The following is an 18,772-nucleotide window of genomic DNA, read 5'->3' on the forward strand; positions in this document are numbered from 1 at the left end:
AGGGCGAGCTTGTCCTGGTTTGTCGACGAGCGTGTAACAACGGTTAAAGGGCTGATCGGACACGGGAATCTCCGGGTCATGAACCACAACACCCCGCTCTCCCCCCGCCCCCTGCACCACCTGTCCGACGGCCTGCGCCGGGTCATGACCGCCGCTCAGCTGCGGGCGCACGGAGTGTCGCCCGCCGAGACCGACGGGCAGTGCAAGTCCGGCGGCCCCTGGCAGCAGATCCTGCCGGGCGTGTACCTGCTCCACCCCGGCCCGCCGACCAGCGAGGAGCGGCTGCACGCGGTGCTGATGTACGCGGCCCGGGAGACCTCCCCCGCGGTCCCCGCCCAGCCCGGCGCCGAGGAGGAGCACCGCCCGCCGTATCCGGAGGCGATGATCACCGGCCTCGCCGCCCTGAACCTGCACGGCTTCGCCGCCGTCCCCCCGCTGCCCGCCCTGGACCACATCGACGTCCTGGTTCCCCGGATGCGCCGGCTCCGCTCGACGGGCTGCGCCCACGTGGTGCGCACCCCCGCCCTGCCAACGCCGGAGCAGCGCACGGGGCTGCCGGTCGCACCCGTGCCGCGCGCCCTGGCCGACGCGGTGGCGGGCCTGCGGGACGCGGGCGCGGTACGGCGGCTGCTCACCGAGGCGGTGCGCGGCGGGCACTGCGAACCGGCGTCGATCGTGCGGGAGTTGAACCAGGCCCGGTTGCTGAGCCGGCCGCATGTCGTGGACGCGGTGGACTCGCTGCTGGCCGAGGGGCGGGCGATCGCCGAGGACCGCCTGTACCGCATGGTCCGGGAGTTCGGCCTGCCCGACCCGGTGTGGAACGTCGACCTGCGCCTGCCCGGCGGCCCGCACCTCGGGGGCCTGGACGCCTACTGGCCGGAGCACGCGGTGGCGGTGGAGCTGGACACCCGCGCACCCCGCCACGGCCATCGGCAGGAGGACGACGCGCTGTGGTCGGAGTACGCCCGCAAGCGTGAGCACCTGGAGCGGCTGGGCATCACGGTCGTGTACATCACGCCGAAGAAGCTGCGGGACGCGATGGAGCAGCAGGCGACCGTCCTGCGCACGGCGCTGATGGCGTCGGCGAACCGTGATCCGGCGGCGTACGTGGTGGTGCTCCCCCGGTAGTGACGGACCGGGGCCGGCATCAGGAGGGGAGAGGAGGGGCCGTCCGGGCCGACGCCGGGCGGCCCCTCCTCGTACCGGCGTTCGCGGGCTAGCGGTCGCCGCAGAACTCCGCCTCGATGACGGCCTCCCCCTCGCCCGCCCAGTCGCCGTTGAAGTTGAAGGCGAGGGAGTGGCGGGCGTCGGCGGTGGTGACCGCCTCGGACGAGGAGCCGTGTATGCCGCCGCCGTGTCCCCAGACGTGGACGCCGCAGGACAGCTTCCGGTCCAGCAGGCCCAGTCCGTAGCCGGCGTTCGGGGCGCCGTCGATGGCCACCGTCGTCTTCATCGCCTTCAGCTGCCGCTCGGGCAGCAGCCTGCCGCCCAGCAGCGCCCGGTAGAAGCGGTTGAGGTCGGCCGAGTCGGAGATCATCTCGCCGGCCGCGTACGCCAGGGACGGGTTGAGCGCGGTGACGTCGTACGTCGGCCCCGTCGTCGTCTGCGCCAGCTTGCCGTACGCGCGGCTGCTGGGCTGCGGCACGGTGACCCGCGTGCCGGGCACCGAGGTGGCGCGCAGATGCAGGGGCTCGATGATGCGGTCGCGAATCTCGGCGCCGTACGGCCGGCCCGTCGCCTCCTGGATCACCATGCCGGCGAGGACGTAGTTGGTGTTGGAGTAGCTCCAGGACGTGCCCGGCGCGAAGTACGGCCGGTGCGCCATCGCGACCGCGACCAGCTCGGCCGGCCTCTTGGTGTCGTAGCGGTGCTCGAAGAAGCCGTCCTCGAGGAAGTACGTGCGGACGAACTCCTCGTCGGAGGTGTAGTCGTAGACGCCGCTGGTGTGGTTGAGCAGCCGGCGCAGGGTGATCCGCCGGCCGTCGTGGCCGTTGCCCCGCACCACGCCCGGCAGCCACTCCTCCACCGTGTCGTCCAGCGACAGCCTGCCCTCCGCCTCCAGTTGGAGCAGCACCGTCGCCACGAACGTCTTGGTGATGCTGCCCACCCGGTACCGGTCGGCCGGCGAACGCCGCTCGCCCGTGCGCAGATCGGCCACGCCCTCGGTCGCCCGCCAGGTGCCGTGCGCGTCCTTCGCCGTCGCGGTGACGCCGGGCACCCCGTCCTTCACGGCGGCGCGCAGTGCCTCACGGGTCGCGGCGTGGCCGCCCCCGGTGGGCGCCGCGAGGGCCGGGACGGCCACGGCGGCCGACAGTGCCACGGCGGTCGCCGCCAGGAGGGTCACTCGTACGCTCATCTCTTCCCCCATCCGATCCTCTTGGATCGTTTTCGGATCACAGTACGGACAGGGGAAGAAACCGTGAGCACCGCGTGGAGGTTGTTCGGGGCCGGTACCGGTTGAGCCGGTTTCAGCCCTTCTCGAGGACCGGCTCGGTGTCGCGGTCACGCGAGGCCCCGGCCAGGTCCGTACGGGCCCCGGGGCGTTGAAGGACAGCTCGCGGTAGAGGGAGGCCGGTCCCGCGCGCCGGCGGCCGCTCGCCGAACGGCCGACGCGGCGTCACCAGCCGTTCGTCCGGCGGAGTACCCCCCTTCCTACGCGCGGTCGACGCGCCCCGCGGCCGGGCGTTCCCGCCACAGTCGCAGGCCCAGGTCGACCAGCGCGATGCGTCGGAGGGCGGGTACGGCGTCGAGTTCGTGCCAGGCGGCCATGTCGGTGGAGCCGCCGATCTCGTGGCGCAGTTCGCCGCCGATCACGGTCCCCTCGTACACCAGACGCACGCCGTGGTGGTCGGTCGCCGGGTTCAGCCGGCGGCGCGGGAAGACGCGGTGGAAGGAGTGGACGCCGAGGATGCCGGTGACCTCGATCCGGTAGCCGGTCTCCTCCCGCACCTCCCGGCGGACGGTGTCGTACGGATCCTCGCCGTGCTCCATGCCACCACCGGGCAGCACCCACTCGGGAGTGCCGTCGGATGCCGGGGAGCGGGCCAGCAGCACCTGTCCGTCGCGGACGCATATGGCGTAGGCCGCCACCCTCAACTTTCTGCGCACGAGGGGACGGTAACCCGTCACAACGGGAATGCCACCCGGCACCCGAAATGTGCCGCTCACCCTCCCTGCCCCGCAATGCCCATCGCGGGTTTTCCCCATCCGTCCATTTCGATTCGGTCAACCCTCGCCAAACATCCCGCCGTTGCGTAAGGCTGAGCGGTCGTCCGGGACCGTATTCCGGACTGTCTCGTTCCTTAACCAACAAGGGATGCCGATGACAATCACCCCCCAGAGCGATGCGACACCGGGCGCGAGACGCGTGGCTCGGATCGCCGTGGCAGCCGGTCTCGTCGCCGCGCTGGCCGCGGCCGGGCCGATACCCGTGGCGCTCGCCGCGGACCAGGCACCCGCGGCGGCCGACCCCGGCCTGAAGTCCGCGCACGACAAGCTCGGTTCCGACGACGCCGAGCTGCTCGCCGAGGCCAAGGCCGAGGGCGACAAGAGCGTGACCATGATGGTCGCCACCGCGCCCGGCAGGACCGAGCAGGTCGCCGAGCAGCTCGACTCGGTGGACGGCGGCATGGTCGGCCGCACGTACGACAAGCTCGGCTACGTCCGGGCCACCGTGCCCACCGGCAAGGCGGACGCGGCCATCGCCGCCGCCGCCAAGCTGTCCACCGTGCACGGCATCGACCTGCGGGAGGAGATCCCGCTGGACGACCCGCGGCCCAACGCGGGCACCACGCGGGGCGCCGAGGCCGCCGGCAGCTACCCCGCGCCCGGCAAGGACACCCCCGCCGAGAACCCGTACAACCCGTCCTTCGAGACCGGTGCCGTCGACTTCGTCGAGGACCACCCGAAGGCGGACGGTCGGGGCATCACCATCGGCATCCTCGACTCGGGTGTGGACCTGGGCCACCCGGCGCTGCGGAAGACCACCACCGGCGAGCGGAAGATCGTCGACTGGGTGACCGCGACCGACCCGGTCGTCGACGGCGACGGCACCTGGCGCCGGATGACCACCTCGGTCAGCGGCCCGACCTTCGCCATCACCACGACCGCGCTCGGCACCGAGACGTTCAAGGCGCCCGAGGGCTCGTACAAGTTCAACTACTTCGCCGAGTCCGCCACCACCGGTGGCGACATGGCCGGCGACCTCAACCGCGACGGCGACACGAGCGACGTCTGGGGCGTGCTGTACGACGCCGCCTCGGGCACCGCGCGCGTCGACCTCGACGACGACCTGGACTTCACCGACGACACCGTGATGAAGCCGTACAAGGACGGCTTCCAGATCGGCTACTTCGGCACGGACGACCCGGCGACCGCGATCGCCGAGCGCATCCCGTTCGTGGTCGAGATCCGCAAGGACGTCGTCTACAACGCGGCCGGCGCCAAGGCCGACTACGTCAGCATCGGCGTCATCGAGGGCTCGCACGGCACGCACGTGGCCGGCATCACCGCCGCCAACGGCCTGTTCGGCGGCGAGATGAACGGTGCCGCGCCCGGCGCCAAGCTGGTCTCCTCCCGGGCCTGCACCTGGTCCGGCGGCTGCACCAACGTGGCGCTCACCGAAGGCATGATCGACCTCGTCGTCAACCGGGGCGTCGACATCGTCAACATGTCGATCGGCGGTCTGCCCGCCCTGAACGACGGCAACAACGCGCGCGCCGAGCTGTACACCCGCCTGATCGACGAGTACGGCGTCCAGTTGGTGATCTCCGCGGGTAACTCCGGCCCCGGCGCCAACACCATCGGCGACCCGTCGCTGGCCGACAAGGTCATCTCGGTCGGCGCGACCATCTCCAAGGAGACGTGGGCCGCCAACTACGGCTCCCAGGTGGAGAAGCGGTACGCGATGATGCCGTTCTCCTCGCGCGGCCCGCGTGAGGACGGCGGGTTCACGCCGACGCTGTCCGCGCCCGGCGCCGCGATCAACACCACGCAGACCTGGTCGCCCGGCGGCCCGGTCGCCGAGGCCGGCTACAGCCTGCCGCCCGGCTACTCCATGCTCCAGGGCACCTCGATGGCCTCCCCGCAGGCGACCGGCGCGGCCGCGTTGCTGCTGTCCGCCGCGAAGCAGAGGGGCTTCGAGCTCACCCCGGCGACCCTGCGCACGGCGCTCACCTCGACCGCCGACCACATCCGTGGTGTGCAGGCGTACGAGGAGGGCGCGGGCCTGGTCAACATCGAGGACGCGTGGGACGCGATCCGCGACGGGGCCACCGCGCACACCTACGCGGTCAAGGCGCCGGTCGACACCGCGATCGACCAGTTTCTGAAGACCCCGGGCCACGGCACCGGCCTGTACGACCGCGAGGGCGGTCTGAAGGCCAGCCAGAAGAAGACGTACGACGTCACGATCACCCGTACGTCCGGCGCCGACCGGGCGATCCGGCACGAGCTGCACTTCGAGAACAACGCGGGCGACACCTTCCGGATCGTCGGCTCCGACGAGGTGCGGCTCCCGCTGAACCAGCCGGTCACCGTCAAGGTGCAGGCCGCGCCGAGGTCCGCCGGGCTGAAGAGCGCGATCCTGGAGGTCGACGACCCGTACACCGAGGGCATCGACAAGCAGGTCCTCACCACGGTCGTCGTCTCGCAGCCGCTGAAGTACACCTACAGCGCCTCCGGTTCGGTGCAGCGCAACAGCACGACGTCGTACTTCGTGACCGTGCCCGAGGGCGCCACGTCGCTGGAGGTCGCGCTCGGCGGGCTGAAGGACAAGAGCCAGACCCGGTTCATCGCCATCCACCCGTACGGCGTCCCGGCCGACCCGACGTCGACGATCAACTGCTACCCGAACTACACCAACCCGGCCAACACCTGCCGCCCGGACGTGCGTTCCTACGCCGACCCGCAGGCCGGCGTCTGGGAGATCGAGGTCGAGTCGCGCCGTACGTCGCCGCTGCTCGACAATCCGTACAAGCTGGACGTCACCGTCCTCGGCGTGGCCTTCGACCCGGAGACCGTGACCGTGCCCGAGGCCAAGGTCGGCACCCCGGCCGCGGCCTCCTGGAAGGTGACCAACGCCTACGCCGCGATCGACGGCAAGGTGGTCGGCGGGCCGCTCGGCTCGTCCCGGACCACGCGCCCGACGATCCAGCAGGGTGAGACCCAGACCAGCACGGTCCAGGTGCCCGAGGGCGCGACGTCGCTCGACGTCGTGATCGGCAACGTCTCCGACGCCTCCGCCGACCTCGACCTGGTCGTGAAGGACGCCTCCGGCGCCGAGGTCGGCAGCTCCGCCGACGGCGACTCCGAGGAGCGGGTGACGCTCGCCTCCCCGAAGGCCGGGACCTACACCATCGAGGTCTTCGGCTACGGCGTGCCGGCCGGCTCCACCGCGTACGACTACCGGGACGTCTTCTTCTCCGCCGCCCTCGGCAGCGTGAGCGTCGACGGCTCGACGCCGGTGAAGCTCGGCACGGGCGACACGGCGACGGTGTCCGGCACCGTCACCGCCGCCGCGGCCGCACCCGAGGGACGGGAGTTCTTCGGCCAGGTGCAGCTGGTCAACGCGCGCGGCACGGTCGCGGGCGTCGGCAACGTGAAGATCGAGAAGGTCACGCCGTAAGTCAGCGGTACGGCAGTGGGGGCGGGCGTCCGTGCGGGCGCCCGCCCCTTCCTCATGGGCAGGGTGTGGTGCGCGCCCGCGGCAACGTCTGCAGAAGCAGCGGGCGCTCGGCGGCGATGGCCTCCTCGCCGACGAGCCACTCCTCGGGCGACGCGCTGCCCCGGCGGATCGCGACGAGTGCCCGCTGTCCCTCGTCGAGGCCGGCCGCGGCGGGGATCACGAACGTGACCTCGGCCTCGCTCCTCGCGGGGATGTAGGAGCGGCTCACCTGCAGCGTGACGCGTTCCTGGCCGGTGCCGGGGACGGGCCGGGTGCCGGTCACCTCGCCCTCGGCCACCAGGCGCGCGCAGGCCAGGAAGTCGGGGGAGCCGAAGGGGCCGCCGGCCTTGGCATCCTGCTGGGCTTTGTCGGCCCCCGTCCCAGCGGTGATGTCCGCCGCGCCGTCCGTGGCCCGGACGACCAGCCAACCCAGGCCCACCAGCACGGTGCCGGCAACGGCGGCGGCGAGGCCGTTCAGGGCGAGGCGCAGCGGCCGGTACCGGGACCGGGGCCGCGGCGGCGCCGGGGCCGGGTGGGGAGCGGGGTCGGCCAAGGCGTCCGCGATGATCTCCAGTTGCTTGCGCAGCACGGCGACATCGGTCTCGGCGGACCGGTATTCGGCCAGCAGGACGGCGTCGGCGCGAGCCGCCTCGGGCAGCGGCTCGCCGGTGACGGCGGCCATCAGCGGGTCGCGGTCGAAGCCACCCCGCCCGTCACGGTCGACGGTCACCTCACACCACCTCGTCCTCGTGCAGGCGGGCCCGCAGAGCCCGTACCGCCGTGTGCAGCCTGCTCTTGACCGTGCCCTCCGGGACGCCGAGCTCCTCGGCTATGGAACGCACCGGCAGATCGGCGTAGAACCGCAGGACGAGGACCTGACGCTGGGCGTCGGGCAGCTCGTCCAGGCCCTGGGCGACCGCGAGGGACAGCAGGCTGGTGTCCTCGCCGGAGGCGTGGGCGGGCTGGTGGAGCGCGGCCAGGCGCTCGCCGAGGCGCTCCTGCCGGCGTTTGGCGCGGTGCCAGTCCATGGCGAGGTTGGAGGCGACGACCGCCGCCCACGCGGAGACGTCCCGCGGGGCCTCCCGGCCGCCGGCCGCCCGTTCCAGCAGCCGCAGACGGACCTGCTGCACCCCGTCCGGCAGGTCCGCCTGCGGCACTCCGCCGAGCGCGAGCACCGCCCGCACCCGGCGCTCCTGGGCCGCGTCCAGGGGATCCGCGACATCACGGTGTCCGTCGCCCCCCTGGCCGCGGTGCGCCTTTCTGCGCAGCACAGCCACCCCTCTCCTCGCCGCGTTTCCCCTATGACGCCCGGACGGGCCGAAACGTTCGGCCCGTCCGGGCCGGAAACGTTCGACCCGCTTCAGGGGCCGCCGTCAGTGGCATACGTCCTAGCGGTCCCGTCCCACCAGGCGGGCACAAGCCCAAAGGATTGGACACAGGGGCCCCGGTGCCCCGCATGATGGAAATGCCCCGGTCAGGGAAGGGGCGCGCCGCAAGCCACGCAAAGGAGTCGTCGTGAGGGTCGGAATCGTCGGAGCCACCGGTCAGGTCGGCACGGTCATGCGCAGGATCCTCACGGAGCGCGACTTCCCGGTGACGGAGCTGCGGCTGTTCGCCTCGGCCCGTTCGGCGGGGACGGTCCTGGACGGCGTGACGGTGGAGGACGCGGCCACGGCCGACTACACCGGCCTGGACATCGTGCTGTTCTCCGCGGGCGGCGCGACCTCCAAGGCGCTGGCCGAGAAGGTCGCCGGGCAGGGCGCGGTCGTGATCGACAATTCCTCCGCGTGGCGTCGGGACCCGGACGTGCCCCTCGTGGTGTCGGAGGTCAACCCGCACGCGATCGCGAGCCGCCCCAAGGGCATCATCGCCAACCCGAACTGCACGACGATGGCCGCGATGCCGGTGCTGAAGCCGCTGCACGAGGAGGCGGGGCTCGAAGCCCTCGTCGTCGCCACCTACCAGGCGGTGTCCGGCTCCGGCCTCGCAGGCGTCGACGAGCTGTTCGAGCAGGTCAAGAAGGTCGGCGAGGACGCGCCGAAGCTGACGCACGACGGCTCGGCGGCGGAGTTCCCGGCCCCGAGCAAGTACGTCGCGCCGATCGCGTACAACGTGCTGCCACTGGCCGGCTCGATCGTCGACGACGGCCTGAACGAGACCGACGAGGAGCAGAAGCTCCGCAACGAGTCCCGCAAGATCCTGGACATCCCCGAGCTGAAGGTCTCCGGCACCTGTGTCCGCGTCCCGGTCTTCACCGGCCACTCGCTCCAGGTCAACGCCCGTTTCGCCCGTCCGATCAGCGTCGAGCGGGCCAAGGAGCTGCTGGCGGGCGCCCCCGGCGTGGCCCTGACCGACGTCCCTACCCCGCTGCAGGCGGCCGGTCAGGACCCGTCGTACGTCGGCCGCATCCGCCGCGACGAGACGGTGGACAACGGCCTGGCGCTGTTCGTCTCCAACGACAACCTGCGCAAGGGCGCGGCGCTGAACGCGGTGCAGATCGCCGAGCTGGTGGCGGCGGAGCTGTCGGCCAAGGCCGCCGGCTAGGGACTGCCGTTCGGATCGGGGCGCAGGTCAGGGCCTGACTGCGCGGTCTGACTACAGGCCTGACGTCCGGGCCTGTCGTCAGGGCCTGCGCACCTCGTAGAGGAAGCAGCCGTACTCGACGGCCCGGACGTGGACGAGCGCCACCTCCGGGTCGTCGAAGGCGTCCGCGAGCACCGCCTCGAAGCCCGCCTCCACCAGCCGTCCGCCCAGGATGCGTCCCTCGGCCGAGTAGCGGCGCAGCGTGCGGTGCGAGTCGGTGAAGGGCAGGCCGCCCCCTCGCGGCCCCGGGCACTCCCCCGCATGGATGAAGACCGGGCCCTGTTCGTCGTAGGCCCCCGGGTCCGCCCCCGTCTCCGCCGCCCAGCGCCGCAGGGGGGCGTAGGAGACGAGCGCGATCCGCTCGCCCGGCCGGCTGCGGCGCAGGCAGCAGCGCAGCGGCGCCCCGCCCTCCTCGTCCGTCACGGGAACCGTCTCCCGTCCCGCGTCGTCGGCCGAACGCAGCTCCTTCAGGACCGTCGGTTCGACGGCTCGTGCGCAGTACCTCGTCATGCACCCAGACTCGCGCGTGACCGCCCCGTCCACCGGCGGTGAACGGACATCGCGTTCGGTGCTGGTCCCGTGGAAGGATGGCGGAACTGACACATGACGAGGAGATGACCGCGTGCCTGGCACAAACCTGACTCGCGAAGAGGCGCAGCAGCGGGCGAAGCTGCTCACCGTTGACTCCTACGAGGTCGAGCTCGACCTCTCCGGGGCGCAGGAGGGCGACACCTTCCGGTCCGTGACGACGGTGCGCTTCGACGTCGCGGACGGGGGCCCCTCCCGCTCGAGCGAAGCCGGGAGTGGGGGAGGCGCCGAGTCCTTCATCGACCTGGTGGCGCCGGCGGTTCACGAGATCACGCTCAACGGCGACCCGCTCGACCCCGCGGCGGTCTTCAAGGACTCGCGGATCGCCCTGCACGGCCTTTTGGAGGGCCGGAACGTGCTGCGGGTGGCCGCCGACTGCGCGTACACCAACACCGGCGAGGGCCTGCACAAGTTCGTCGACCCGGTCGACGACCAGGCCTACCTGTACACCCAGTTCGAGGTGCCGGACGCCCGCCGCGTGTTCGCCTCGTTCGAGCAGCCGGACCTGAAGGCGACCTTCCAGTTCACCGTGCGGGCCCCCGAGGGCTGGACCGTCATCTCCAACTCGCCCACGCCCGAGCCGCAGGACAACGTCTGGGTCTTCGAGCCGACGCCGCGCATCTCGACGTACATCACGGCCCTGATCGTCGGCCCGTACCACAGCGTGCACAGCGTCTACGAGAAGGACGGGCGGTCCGTCCCGCTCGGCATCTACTGCCGTCCGTCCCTCGCGGAGTACCTCGACTCGGACGCCATCTTCGAGGTGACCCGGCAGGGCTTCGACTGGTTCCAGGAGAAGTTCGACTACGCGTACCCCTTCGAGAAGTACGACCAGCTGTTCGTGCCGGAGTTCAACGCGGGCGCGATGGAGAACGCGGGTGCGGTGACCATCCGCGACCAGTACGTCTTCCGCTCGAAGGTGACGGACGCCGCGTACGAGATGCGCGCCGAGACCATCCTGCACGAGCTGGCCCACATGTGGTTCGGCGACCTCGTCACCATGGAGTGGTGGAACGACCTGTGGCTGAACGAGTCGTTCGCCACGTACACGTCCATCGCCTGCCAGGCCGCGGCCCCCGCGTCGCGCTGGCCGCACGCGTGGACGACGTTCGCGAACTCCATGAAGACCTGGGCGTACCGCCAGGACCAGCTGCCGTCCACGCACCCGATCATGGCGGAGATCCGCGACCTGGACGACGTGCTGGTCAACTTCGACGGCATCACCTACGCCAAGGGCGCGTCCGTGCTGAAGCAGCTCGTCGCCTACGTCGGGGAGGACGAGTTCTTCCGCGGCGTGCAGACCTACTTCAAGCGGCACGCGTACGGCAACACCCGGCTGATCGACCTGCTGACCGCACTGGAGGAGACCTCCGGGCGGGACCTGAGGACCTGGTCGCAGCTGTGGCTGGAGACGGCCGGGATCAACATCCTGCGCCCGGAGATCGAGACGGACGCGGACGGCGTCATCACCTCCTTCGCGATCCGGCAGGAGGCGCCGGCGCTGCCGACGGGCGCGAAGGGCGAGCCGACGCTGCGGCCGCACCGGATCGCGGTCGGGCTGTACGAGATGGACCACGACGCCGGGAAGCTGGTGCGCGAGGAACGCGTCGAGCTCGACGTCGACGGCGAGCTGACGGCCGTACCGCAGCTGGTCGGGCGGCAGCGTCCGAACGTCGTCCTGCTCAACGACGACGACCTGTCGTACGCGAAGGTCCGCCTCGACGAGCAGTCGCTGGCCTTCGTCACCGACCACCTCGGCGACTTCGAGTCGTCGCTGCCGCGCGCGCTGTGCTGGGCGTCGGCGTGGGACATGACGCGCGACGCGGAACTCGCCACCCGTGACTACCTGTCCCTCGTGCTGTCCGGCATCGGCAAGGAGTCGGACATCGGCCTGGTGCAGTCGCTCCAGCGGCAGGTGAAGCTGGCGATCGACCTGTACGCCGACCCGGCCGCCCGCGAGACGCTGCTGACCCGCTGGACGGACGCCACGCTGGCGCACCTGCGCTCCGCCGAGCCGGGCGGCGACCACCAGCTGGCCTGGGCGCGGGCCTTCGTGGCCACCGCCCGTACGCCGGAGCAGCTGGATCTGCTGGAGGCGCTGCTCGACGGCTCGCAGACGGTGCAGGGGCTGGTGGTGGACACCGAGCTGCGCTGGGCGTTCGTCCAGCGGCTCGCGGCCGTGGGCCGGTTCGACGAGGCGGAGATCGCGAGCGAGTACGAGCGCGACAAGACGGCGGCCGGCGAACGCCACGCCGCCACCGCCCGCGCCGCCCGCCCGACACCGGAGGCCAAGGCGGAGGCCTGGGCCTCGGTGGTCGAGTCCGACAAGCTTCCGAACGCCGTCCAGGAGGCGGTCATCGGTGGCTTCGTCCAGACGGACCAGCGGGAGCTGCTCGCGCCGTACACCGACAAGTACTTCGAGTCGGTGAAGACCGTCTGGGACTCCCGCTCGCACGAGATGGCCCAGCAGATCGCGGTCGGGCTGTACCCGACGGTGCAGGTCTCCGAGGAGACCCTGGCCAAGACGGACGCCTGGCTGTCGGCCGCCGAGCCGAACGCGGCGCTGCGGCGGCTGGTGTCGGAGTCACGCGCCGGCATCGAGCGCGCGCTGCGCGCACAGGCCGCGGACGCGGCGGCGGGGGCCCAGGGATAGGACCACCTGTCCGCCCACCGCCAGGGGCGCCCGACGAGCTCGGCTCGGGGGGCGCCCCTTCGCATGGAGCGCGCGACAGCGTGGCGATCATGGGCGACTGAGAGCTTCGGCCGGCGTCGGGGGCGGACGTCGAGGCGGTGGCCGAGCTGCGGGCCGTGGTGCTGGAGAGTCCGTCGGGGGCTTCGGCCACGGAGGTCCCTTCGCTGGTCGCTGATCACCCCGTCGGATCTACCGTTCCAGCGGTGCACCCGTCAGGTCCATCGCATCACTCACCGACCAGGGCCTGCGCCTCATCGAGGAGGCAGTGGGCGCCGGCCTGGCGGTCCAGACCGAGGCCCTCTCCGCCCTCACGGCCCAACAGGCCGACCAACTGGCCGACCTGTTGAGGGCGTTGCTGACGGGGGCGCACGAGGGGCAGGCGTAGGACGCTCATCCCAGGTGGGCCGACAGGGCCGCCTCGATCGTCTCGGGCGTGGCGGCGTCGGCGGCCCAGGCGATGTAGCCGTCGGGGCGCACGAGGACGGTGGTGCGGCGGGGCGTCGTCCAGTGGGCCACCGTCAGGCGGTCGGCGCGGGGCGTGGCCGGGGGCTCGTGGGAGTCCGGGGTGATCAGCAGGTGGCGCCCGGAGCGGAGGGACTCGTAGAGACGCCCGGTGTCGAGGGAGGCGTCGAGGGCGCGGGTGCCGGTGAGGCGGTGGGAGCCACGAGGTGCCGGGTAGCGGTAGCCGATACCGGTGACCTGGGCGATGGCCTTGCGACGGGCGGGGCCGACCGCGTCGACGAAGGCCGAGAACACGGCGCGGACGGCGCGCAGGACGGGGCTCTGCGCCCGGGCCAGACGGACCAGTCCCCCACTGCTGCGCAGGACCGCCTTGCCGACCGGGTGGCGCTCGGCCTCGTAGGTGTCCAGCAGGCCCTCGGGCGCCCAGCCCTGCACGGCGGCGGCGAGCTTCCAGCCGAGATTGGCCGCGTCCTGAAGCCCGGTGTTCATTCCCTGACCGCCGGCCGGCGAGTGGATGTGCGCGGCGTCGCCGGCGAGGAAGACCCGGCCGACCCGGTACCGCGGCGCCTGACGCTCGTCGCTGTGGAAGCGGGACAGCCAGCGGGCGTCGTGCATGCCGTAGTCGGTGCCCAGGGCGCGGCGGGTGACCTCCTTGACCTCGTCGAGGTCGAGCGGGGCGTCGTCGGCGACCTCGTGACGGCGGTTCCAGCCCATGACGCGGTACCAGCCGTCGCCGAAGCTCGCGATCATCGCGAAGGCGTCGCCCGCGCCGTTGACGGTGAGCACGGTCTCGGGCTTCTCGGCGAGCCGGACGTCCGCGAGGAAGAGCGACTTGATGACGGAGACGCCGGGGAAGGGCAGGCCGACCGCCTGCCGGACGGCGCTGCGGTGACCGTCCGCTCCGACGACGTACGCCGCGCGGCGGGTGACGACCGTACCGTCGGCGCTCCGGACGTCGACATCGACGCCAGTGCGGTCCTGGCGCAGGCCGACGACCTCGCTCTCGTACGCGAACTCCACACCGAGTTCACGCGCCCGCCGCTCCAGCAGGCGCTCCACCTCGTACTGCGGGGTGATCAGCAGGAACGGGAAGCGGGAGGGAAGCGTGGTCAGGTCCAGCGAGAGGCGGCGGAAGAGGCGCAGTTCGGTGAGGGTGCCGCCGGTGGCGATGAGCGGGTCGGCGAGGCCGCGGGCGTCGAGCTGCTCCAGGGTGCGGGCGTGGACGCCAAAGGCGCGGGAGAGGTTGCTGATGCCGTACGGGCGCCTCTCCAGGAGGGTGACGGGGACGCCGGCGTGGGCGAGGTCACCGGCCAGGAGCAGGCCTGTGGGGCCGGAGCCGACGACGATGACGGAGCGGGGGGATGCGGAGGTGCGGGGGGCGTCGGAGGTGCGGGGGGCGTCGGGGGTGTTGCCGGTGCCGTTCATGGTGGCCTCCTGGTGCCAACGGACGTTGGTCAACGCTTGTTGGCAATGGTAGGCACGGAGGAGGTGGGGCGTCAACGGGTGTTGGCCTACAGCTGTTGGCTTGCATGGGTTGATCGGCGTGGGGGGTGTGACGACGCGCCACTGGTCCACAGGTGGCGGCACACGCCTGCTGGTCGGCGAGTGCCGGCCGCCGCCCGTTGACCGACGCTCGCTGACCGACGCCCGTTGACCGACGCTCGCTGGCCGACGCCTATTGACCAACGCCTGTTGGCCAACAGCCGCTGGCCAACATCTGTTGGCCAGCGGCGCACTGGGCCTACGCATGTTGACCGACACGTATTGGTCGGCAGCTCATGGCCGATGCCTGTTGGCCGACGGATGTAGGCCAACAGGCATTGACCGACGCATGTAGGCCTGCTTCGGCGGCGGGGCGCCGGAGCGGGAGCGCTGGCGCGCATCATCGACCCCAGCTCCCCGACCAGTCACCCGGTCGGCCCTCCCGCCAACCACCCGACCGGCCCGGATTACGCATAGCCGTTGACCGGCACTGGTTCGCCTACAGTCGTTGGCCTACACTCGTTGGCATGTCAGACGCCTCCCCCACCCCCACGGCTTCCCCCGCCCCCCGCCGCTCCGACGCCACCCGCACCGCGATCCTCGACGCGGCCCGCGAGCGCTTCGCCACCGACGGATACGAGCGCGCCACCATCCGGGCGATCGCCAAGGACGCGAACATCGACCCGTCGATGGTCATGCGCTACTACGGCAACAAGGAGGGCCTCTTCGCGGCCGCCGTCGCCGTGGATCTGAAGCTCCCCGACCTGGACGCCGTCCCCCGCGCCGAGGTTGGCCGTGCCCTCGTCTCGCACTTCCTCGACATGTGGGAGGACAACGAGGTGCTGACCGCCCTGCTGCGGGTCGGCGCGACCAATCAGGCCGGGGCCGAGCGGATGCAGCAGATCTTCCGGAACCAGTTGCTGCCGATCGCCCAGAAGGTCTGTCCCGATCCCGAGCAGGTGCCGACGCGGGCCGCGCTCTGTGCGACGCAGGTGCTGGGGATGGCGCTCACCCGTTACGTGCTGCGGTTCCCGCCCACGACGGCGCTCGTCCGTCAGGAGATCGTGGCGTGGCTGGCGCCCACCCTCCAGCGTTACCTCACCGCACCGAGCCCTTGACGCCCGGCCGAGCCCGACACCGAACCCAACCCCAATCGAACCCCGGCCCCGGCTCCCTCACCGTCGCTGCCGTCGCCGTCGCCGTCGCCCGGACATGCCGAAGGCGCCGGCCCCGTCGACGTACGACGGGAACGGCGCCCTCACAGGTGCGCGGTGAGCTCGGGCGGAAGGCGTCAGGCCTTCGCGTCGGCCTCGGTCCTGATGTTGGAGGTGGTCGTGTCCTTCTCCTTGTGGGACTTGTCCAGCACCATCACCAGGCCCGCGATCACCGCGAAGATCGCGATCGGGGCAATCACGAACCAACCCAGCGTCTCGATGACGCTCAGGCCCGTGCCGGGGTCGTCGCCGTCGTCACGCGTCAGCGCGAGCGCGGGGGACGACATGAGCAGCATCATCAGCGTCGTACCGGCAGCCAGGGCGCCGGCGCGCAGGGCGTTCTTCTTGTCCACGGTGCCAAAAGTACCGAACGCCGGGTGGCGTCGCGTGTCCGGGGTGCCGTAAAGGGTGTCCGGGGTGCCGTAAAGGGTGTCCGGGGTGCCGTAAAGGGTGTCCGGGGTGCCGTGAAGGGTGCGGACCCCCGACCTCACCTACGCCTCGCCCCCTCGCGACCGCCGCCGCCATCGCCACCGCCGCCATCGCCCCCGCCCCCAGCCCCGTCCTCCCGCAACACCTCCACCAGCCGCCGCAACCGCACGGAAGCCGCCAGCCCCTCAAGCGTCACCGGCCGCCCGGCGGCGTCCGCGATCGGCAAGCGCCAGTTCGGGTACTCGTCCCACGTCCCCGGCAGGTTCTGGGGCCGACGGTCCCCCACCCCGTCCGGCAGCCACACACCGATCATCCGGGCCGGCGTGCGCAGCAGGTAGCGGTGGACGGCCTGCACCTCGGCCTCCTCCTCCCCCGCGCCGAGGCCGCCACCCGTGCCGCGCAGCAGGCCGAGCCGGGCCAGGAGGGTCAGCCATTCGCCCGTGTCGGCGGCGGCTTCGGTGCGTTCCGCGTCCAAGGGCCTGGTGAGCAGGCCGAGCCGGTCGCGGAGTTCGACGTGCTCGCCGGTCAGCCGGGCCGCGGTGGGCGGCAGGTCGTGGGTGGTTGCCGTGGCGAGGCAGTCGGAGCGCCACCGGTCGGGCGGCAGGGGGCGGCCGTCGCCGTCCCAGTCCCGCTCGAACCACAGCACCGACGTGCCGAACACCCCCCGCTCGCGCAGCGCCTCCCGTACCCCCGGCTCCACGGTCCCCAGGTCCTCGCCGATCACCATCGCCCCGGCCCGGGAGGCCTCCAGCACCAGCACGGCGAGCATGGCCTGGGCGTCGTACCGGACGTACGTCCCCTCCGTCGGCGGCAGCCCCAGCGGCACCCACCAGAGCCGGAACAGGCCCATCACATGGTCGATGCGCAGCGCGCCCGCGTAGCGGAACAGGCCGCGCAGCAGCCCCCGGAAGGGCGCGTACCCCGACTCGGCCAGCCGGTCCGGGCGCCACGGCGGCAGACCCCAGTCCTGGCCGCGTGCGTTGAAGGCGTCCGGCGGGGCGCCGACGGACATCCCGGCGGCGAAGTACCGCTGCTGCGCCCACGCGTCGGCGCCTCGCGGATGCACGCCGACGGCGAGGTCGTGCACGATCCCGACCGGCATCCCGGCCTCCCGTGCGGTGCGCTGCGCGGCGGTGAGCTGGGCATCGGTCAGCCAGGCGAGACGGGAGTGGAAGTCGACGCGGTCCATCAGCTCGCGCCGGGCACGGGCGGTCTCGGCCGACCGCGGGTCCCGCAGACCCTCGGGCCAAAGGTGCCAGTCGGAGCCGTGCACCTCGGCCAGCGCGCACCAGGTGGCGTGGTCCTCCAGCGCCTCGCCCTGTTCGGCGAGGTAGTCGCAGTAGGCGGCGCGTCTGCCGGGGCCCAGGGGGACCTCCGCCAGGAGTTCCAGCGCTTCCCGCTTCAGCTCCCACACCGCGTCCCGGTCGATCAGCGCGCCCTTCTCCAGCACCGACTCCCGCAGCCGGTCGGCCCGCTCGGCCAGTGCGCGCACCCGCTCGCGGTCGTCGGCGTAGGCGTACTCGGGGACGGCCTCGACGCGCAGGTGCACCGGATCGGGGAAGCGGCGGGAGGAAGGACGGTACGGGGAGGGGTCGGTGGGGACGCCGGGCACGGCCGCGTGCAACGGGTTGACCTGGATGAATCCGGCGCCGAGGGAGCGGCCCGCCCAGGCGGTGAGGTCGTCGAGGTCGCCGAGGTCGCCCATGCCCCAGGAGCGTCGGGACAGGAGGGAATAGAGCTGGACCAGGAGTCCGTACGAGCGTGCCGCCGGCGTCGGCAGCCGGGGCGGCGCGGCGATCAGGTGGGCGTCGGCGCTCCGGCCGTCGGGTGCGGTGACGGCGAGGCGGTGCACACCGGGCGGGAGGTCCTCGGCACGGTCGCGGGTCTCGCCCTGCTCGGTCTCGATACGCAGCCGGGTGCCCTCGGGCAGGGCGGCGAGGGCGGCCGGAGCGGTGCCGCCCCAGCACACGAGGGTCGGCGGCAGCAGTCGCTCCCGCAGTTCCGCGCGGCGGGCGGCGAGCGCGGCGCGCGTGGCCTCGGGCGTGCTCGCGTCGACGCCGAGTGCGGCCAGGGTCCGGACGAGCGCGGCGGCCGAGGCGGCGATCGTACGGTCCGGGGAGGGGCTGTAGGAGGGGGCGACGCCGTACGACTCGGCGAGCCGGCACAGGTCTTCGCCGGGAGCTTCACCCGGCCGGGGTGCGGTCATCTACGACCTCGCGGGATCGGTGTCCAGGGGCACGGTCAGCCACGGCCTCGCAGGATCGGCGGCCGGGGTGCGGTCATTTAGGGCCGCGTGGAGTCGGCGTCCGGGGCGGCGAGCGGTGGCTCGCTGGTGAGGGGTTCGGCGTCGGGCAGTGGCGGTTCGCTGGTCAGCGGGGCCTCCGTACAGGCGCCTTCCGCGCTGAAGACACACACGTGCGCGAGATCCGGGTCGGCCGGATCCGCCCCGGCCGCGTCCCGGTCGGCGGACGCCTTCGCCTGCCGCGGGAACGGCGTCCGTTTGGAGCGGGCCGTGTCCCCGGGCGGGGACGGGCGTTTGGAGCGGGCTGCCTCGGAGCGGGGCGTGTCGTCGGCGAGGGCGGACAGCAGAAGGTGTGCCGATGCGGCCACGGGAGCCTCCTTGTCGAGTCGAGGTCGCGTCGAGTCGCGTGGTCATCG

At 72.3% G+C, this 18,772-nt stretch carries 14 protein-coding genes and 1 pseudogene; 6 read left to right on the plus strand and 9 right to left on the minus strand.

The window, feature by feature from the left end:
• Nucleotides 1–78: 78 nt before the first annotated feature.
• Nucleotides 79–1,128 (plus strand): hypothetical protein, encoded by a 1,050-nt coding sequence (locus IPT68_RS12870; RefSeq protein WP_189698460.1) that lies wholly within the window; start codon nt 79–81, stop codon nt 1,126–1,128.
• 88 nt (nt 1,129–1,216) lie between these two features.
• Here the strand turns inward: IPT68_RS12870 and IPT68_RS12875 are convergent, their stop codons facing one another.
• Both IPT68_RS12875 and IPT68_RS12880 read right to left on the minus strand, forming a co-directional pair.
• Nucleotides 1,217–2,356 carry a serine hydrolase domain-containing protein gene (locus tag IPT68_RS12875; protein ID WP_189698461.1) on the minus strand — a complete coding sequence of 380 codons (1,140 nt, stop codon included), beginning with the start codon at nt 2,354–2,356 and terminating at the stop codon, nt 1,217–1,219.
• Nucleotides 2,357–2,652: 296 nt separating this feature from the next.
• The gene (locus IPT68_RS12880) at nt 2,653–3,108 is read right to left on the minus strand and encodes an NUDIX hydrolase (RefSeq protein WP_189698462.1); all 456 of its coding nucleotides are present in this window, start codon (nt 3,106–3,108) and stop codon (nt 2,653–2,655) included.
• 214 nt (nt 3,109–3,322) lie between these two features.
• Here IPT68_RS12880 and IPT68_RS12885 point away from each other — a divergent pair, with 214 nt between their 5' ends.
• Nucleotides 3,323–6,625, plus strand: coding sequence for a S8 family serine peptidase (locus IPT68_RS12885; protein WP_189698463.1), 3,303 nt, complete (start codon nt 3,323–3,325; stop codon nt 6,623–6,625).
• Nucleotides 6,626–6,677: 52 nt separating this feature from the next.
• Here the strand turns inward: IPT68_RS12885 and IPT68_RS12890 are convergent, their stop codons facing one another.
• On the minus strand, nt 6,678–7,394 hold the full coding sequence (locus IPT68_RS12890) for a hypothetical protein (RefSeq protein WP_228040411.1): 717 nt from the start codon (nt 7,392–7,394) through the stop codon (nt 6,678–6,680).
• A gap of 1 nt (nt 7,395) precedes the next feature.
• Nucleotides 7,396–7,941 (minus strand): RNA polymerase sigma factor, encoded by a 546-nt coding sequence (locus IPT68_RS12895; protein WP_373300587.1) that lies wholly within the window; start codon nt 7,939–7,941, stop codon nt 7,396–7,398.
• 238 nt (nt 7,942–8,179) lie between these two features.
• On the opposite strand from IPT68_RS12895, the gene IPT68_RS12900 reads away from it, so the two are divergent.
• On the plus strand, nt 8,180–9,208 hold the full coding sequence (locus IPT68_RS12900; protein WP_189698465.1) for an aspartate-semialdehyde dehydrogenase: 1,029 nt from the start codon (nt 8,180–8,182) through the stop codon (nt 9,206–9,208).
• Between the two features lie 78 nt (nt 9,209–9,286).
• Here IPT68_RS12900 and IPT68_RS12905 read toward each other — a convergent pair whose 3' ends face one another.
• A complete protein-coding gene (locus IPT68_RS12905; protein WP_189698466.1) occupies nt 9,287–9,757 on the minus strand; it encodes a DUF1203 domain-containing protein in 471 nt (156 codons plus the stop codon).
• A gap of 112 nt (nt 9,758–9,869) precedes the next feature.
• Here IPT68_RS12905 and pepN point away from each other — a divergent pair, with 112 nt between their 5' ends.
• Complete coding sequence (pepN, locus tag IPT68_RS12910) at nt 9,870–12,488, plus strand: aminopeptidase N (protein WP_189698467.1); 2,619 nt, start codon at nt 9,870–9,872, stop codon at nt 12,486–12,488.
• 265 nt (nt 12,489–12,753) lie between these two features.
• A pseudogene (locus tag IPT68_RS12915) lies at nt 12,754–12,912 on the plus strand (MarR family transcriptional regulator); the annotation flags it as partial.
• A 5-nt stretch (nt 12,913–12,917) separates the two neighbouring features.
• Here IPT68_RS12915 and IPT68_RS12920 read toward each other — a convergent pair.
• Nucleotides 12,918–14,414: an FAD-dependent monooxygenase gene (locus IPT68_RS12920; RefSeq protein ID WP_189698516.1), complete on the minus strand. Its 1,497-nt coding sequence runs from the start codon at nt 14,412–14,414 to the stop codon at nt 12,918–12,920.
• Between the two features lie 584 nt (nt 14,415–14,998).
• Here IPT68_RS12920 and IPT68_RS12925 point away from each other — a divergent pair.
• A complete protein-coding gene (locus IPT68_RS12925) occupies nt 14,999–15,589 on the plus strand; it encodes a TetR/AcrR family transcriptional regulator (RefSeq protein WP_189698468.1) in 591 nt (196 codons plus the stop codon).
• A gap of 173 nt (nt 15,590–15,762) precedes the next feature.
• Here IPT68_RS12925 and IPT68_RS12930 read toward each other — a convergent pair whose 3' ends face one another.
• From IPT68_RS12930 to IPT68_RS12940, 3 genes are all read right to left on the minus strand, one after another.
• Complete coding sequence (locus IPT68_RS12930) at nt 15,763–16,038, minus strand: hypothetical protein (protein WP_189698517.1); 276 nt, start codon at nt 16,036–16,038, stop codon at nt 15,763–15,765.
• A gap of 134 nt (nt 16,039–16,172) precedes the next feature.
• The gene (gene malQ / locus IPT68_RS12935; protein ID WP_189698469.1) at nt 16,173–18,320 is read right to left on the minus strand and encodes a 4-alpha-glucanotransferase; all 2,148 of its coding nucleotides are present in this window, start codon (nt 18,318–18,320) and stop codon (nt 16,173–16,175) included.
• Nucleotides 18,321–18,397: 77 nt separating this feature from the next.
• Entirely contained in the window at nt 18,398–18,724 is a 327-nt protein-coding gene (locus tag IPT68_RS12940; protein WP_189698519.1) for a hypothetical protein, read from the minus strand.
• Between the last annotated feature and the right edge of the window lie 48 nt (nt 18,725–18,772).

This window comes from Streptomyces chromofuscus (assembly GCF_015160875.1).
Classification (GTDB): domain Bacteria; phylum Actinomycetota; class Actinomycetes; order Streptomycetales; family Streptomycetaceae; genus Streptomyces; species Streptomyces chromofuscus.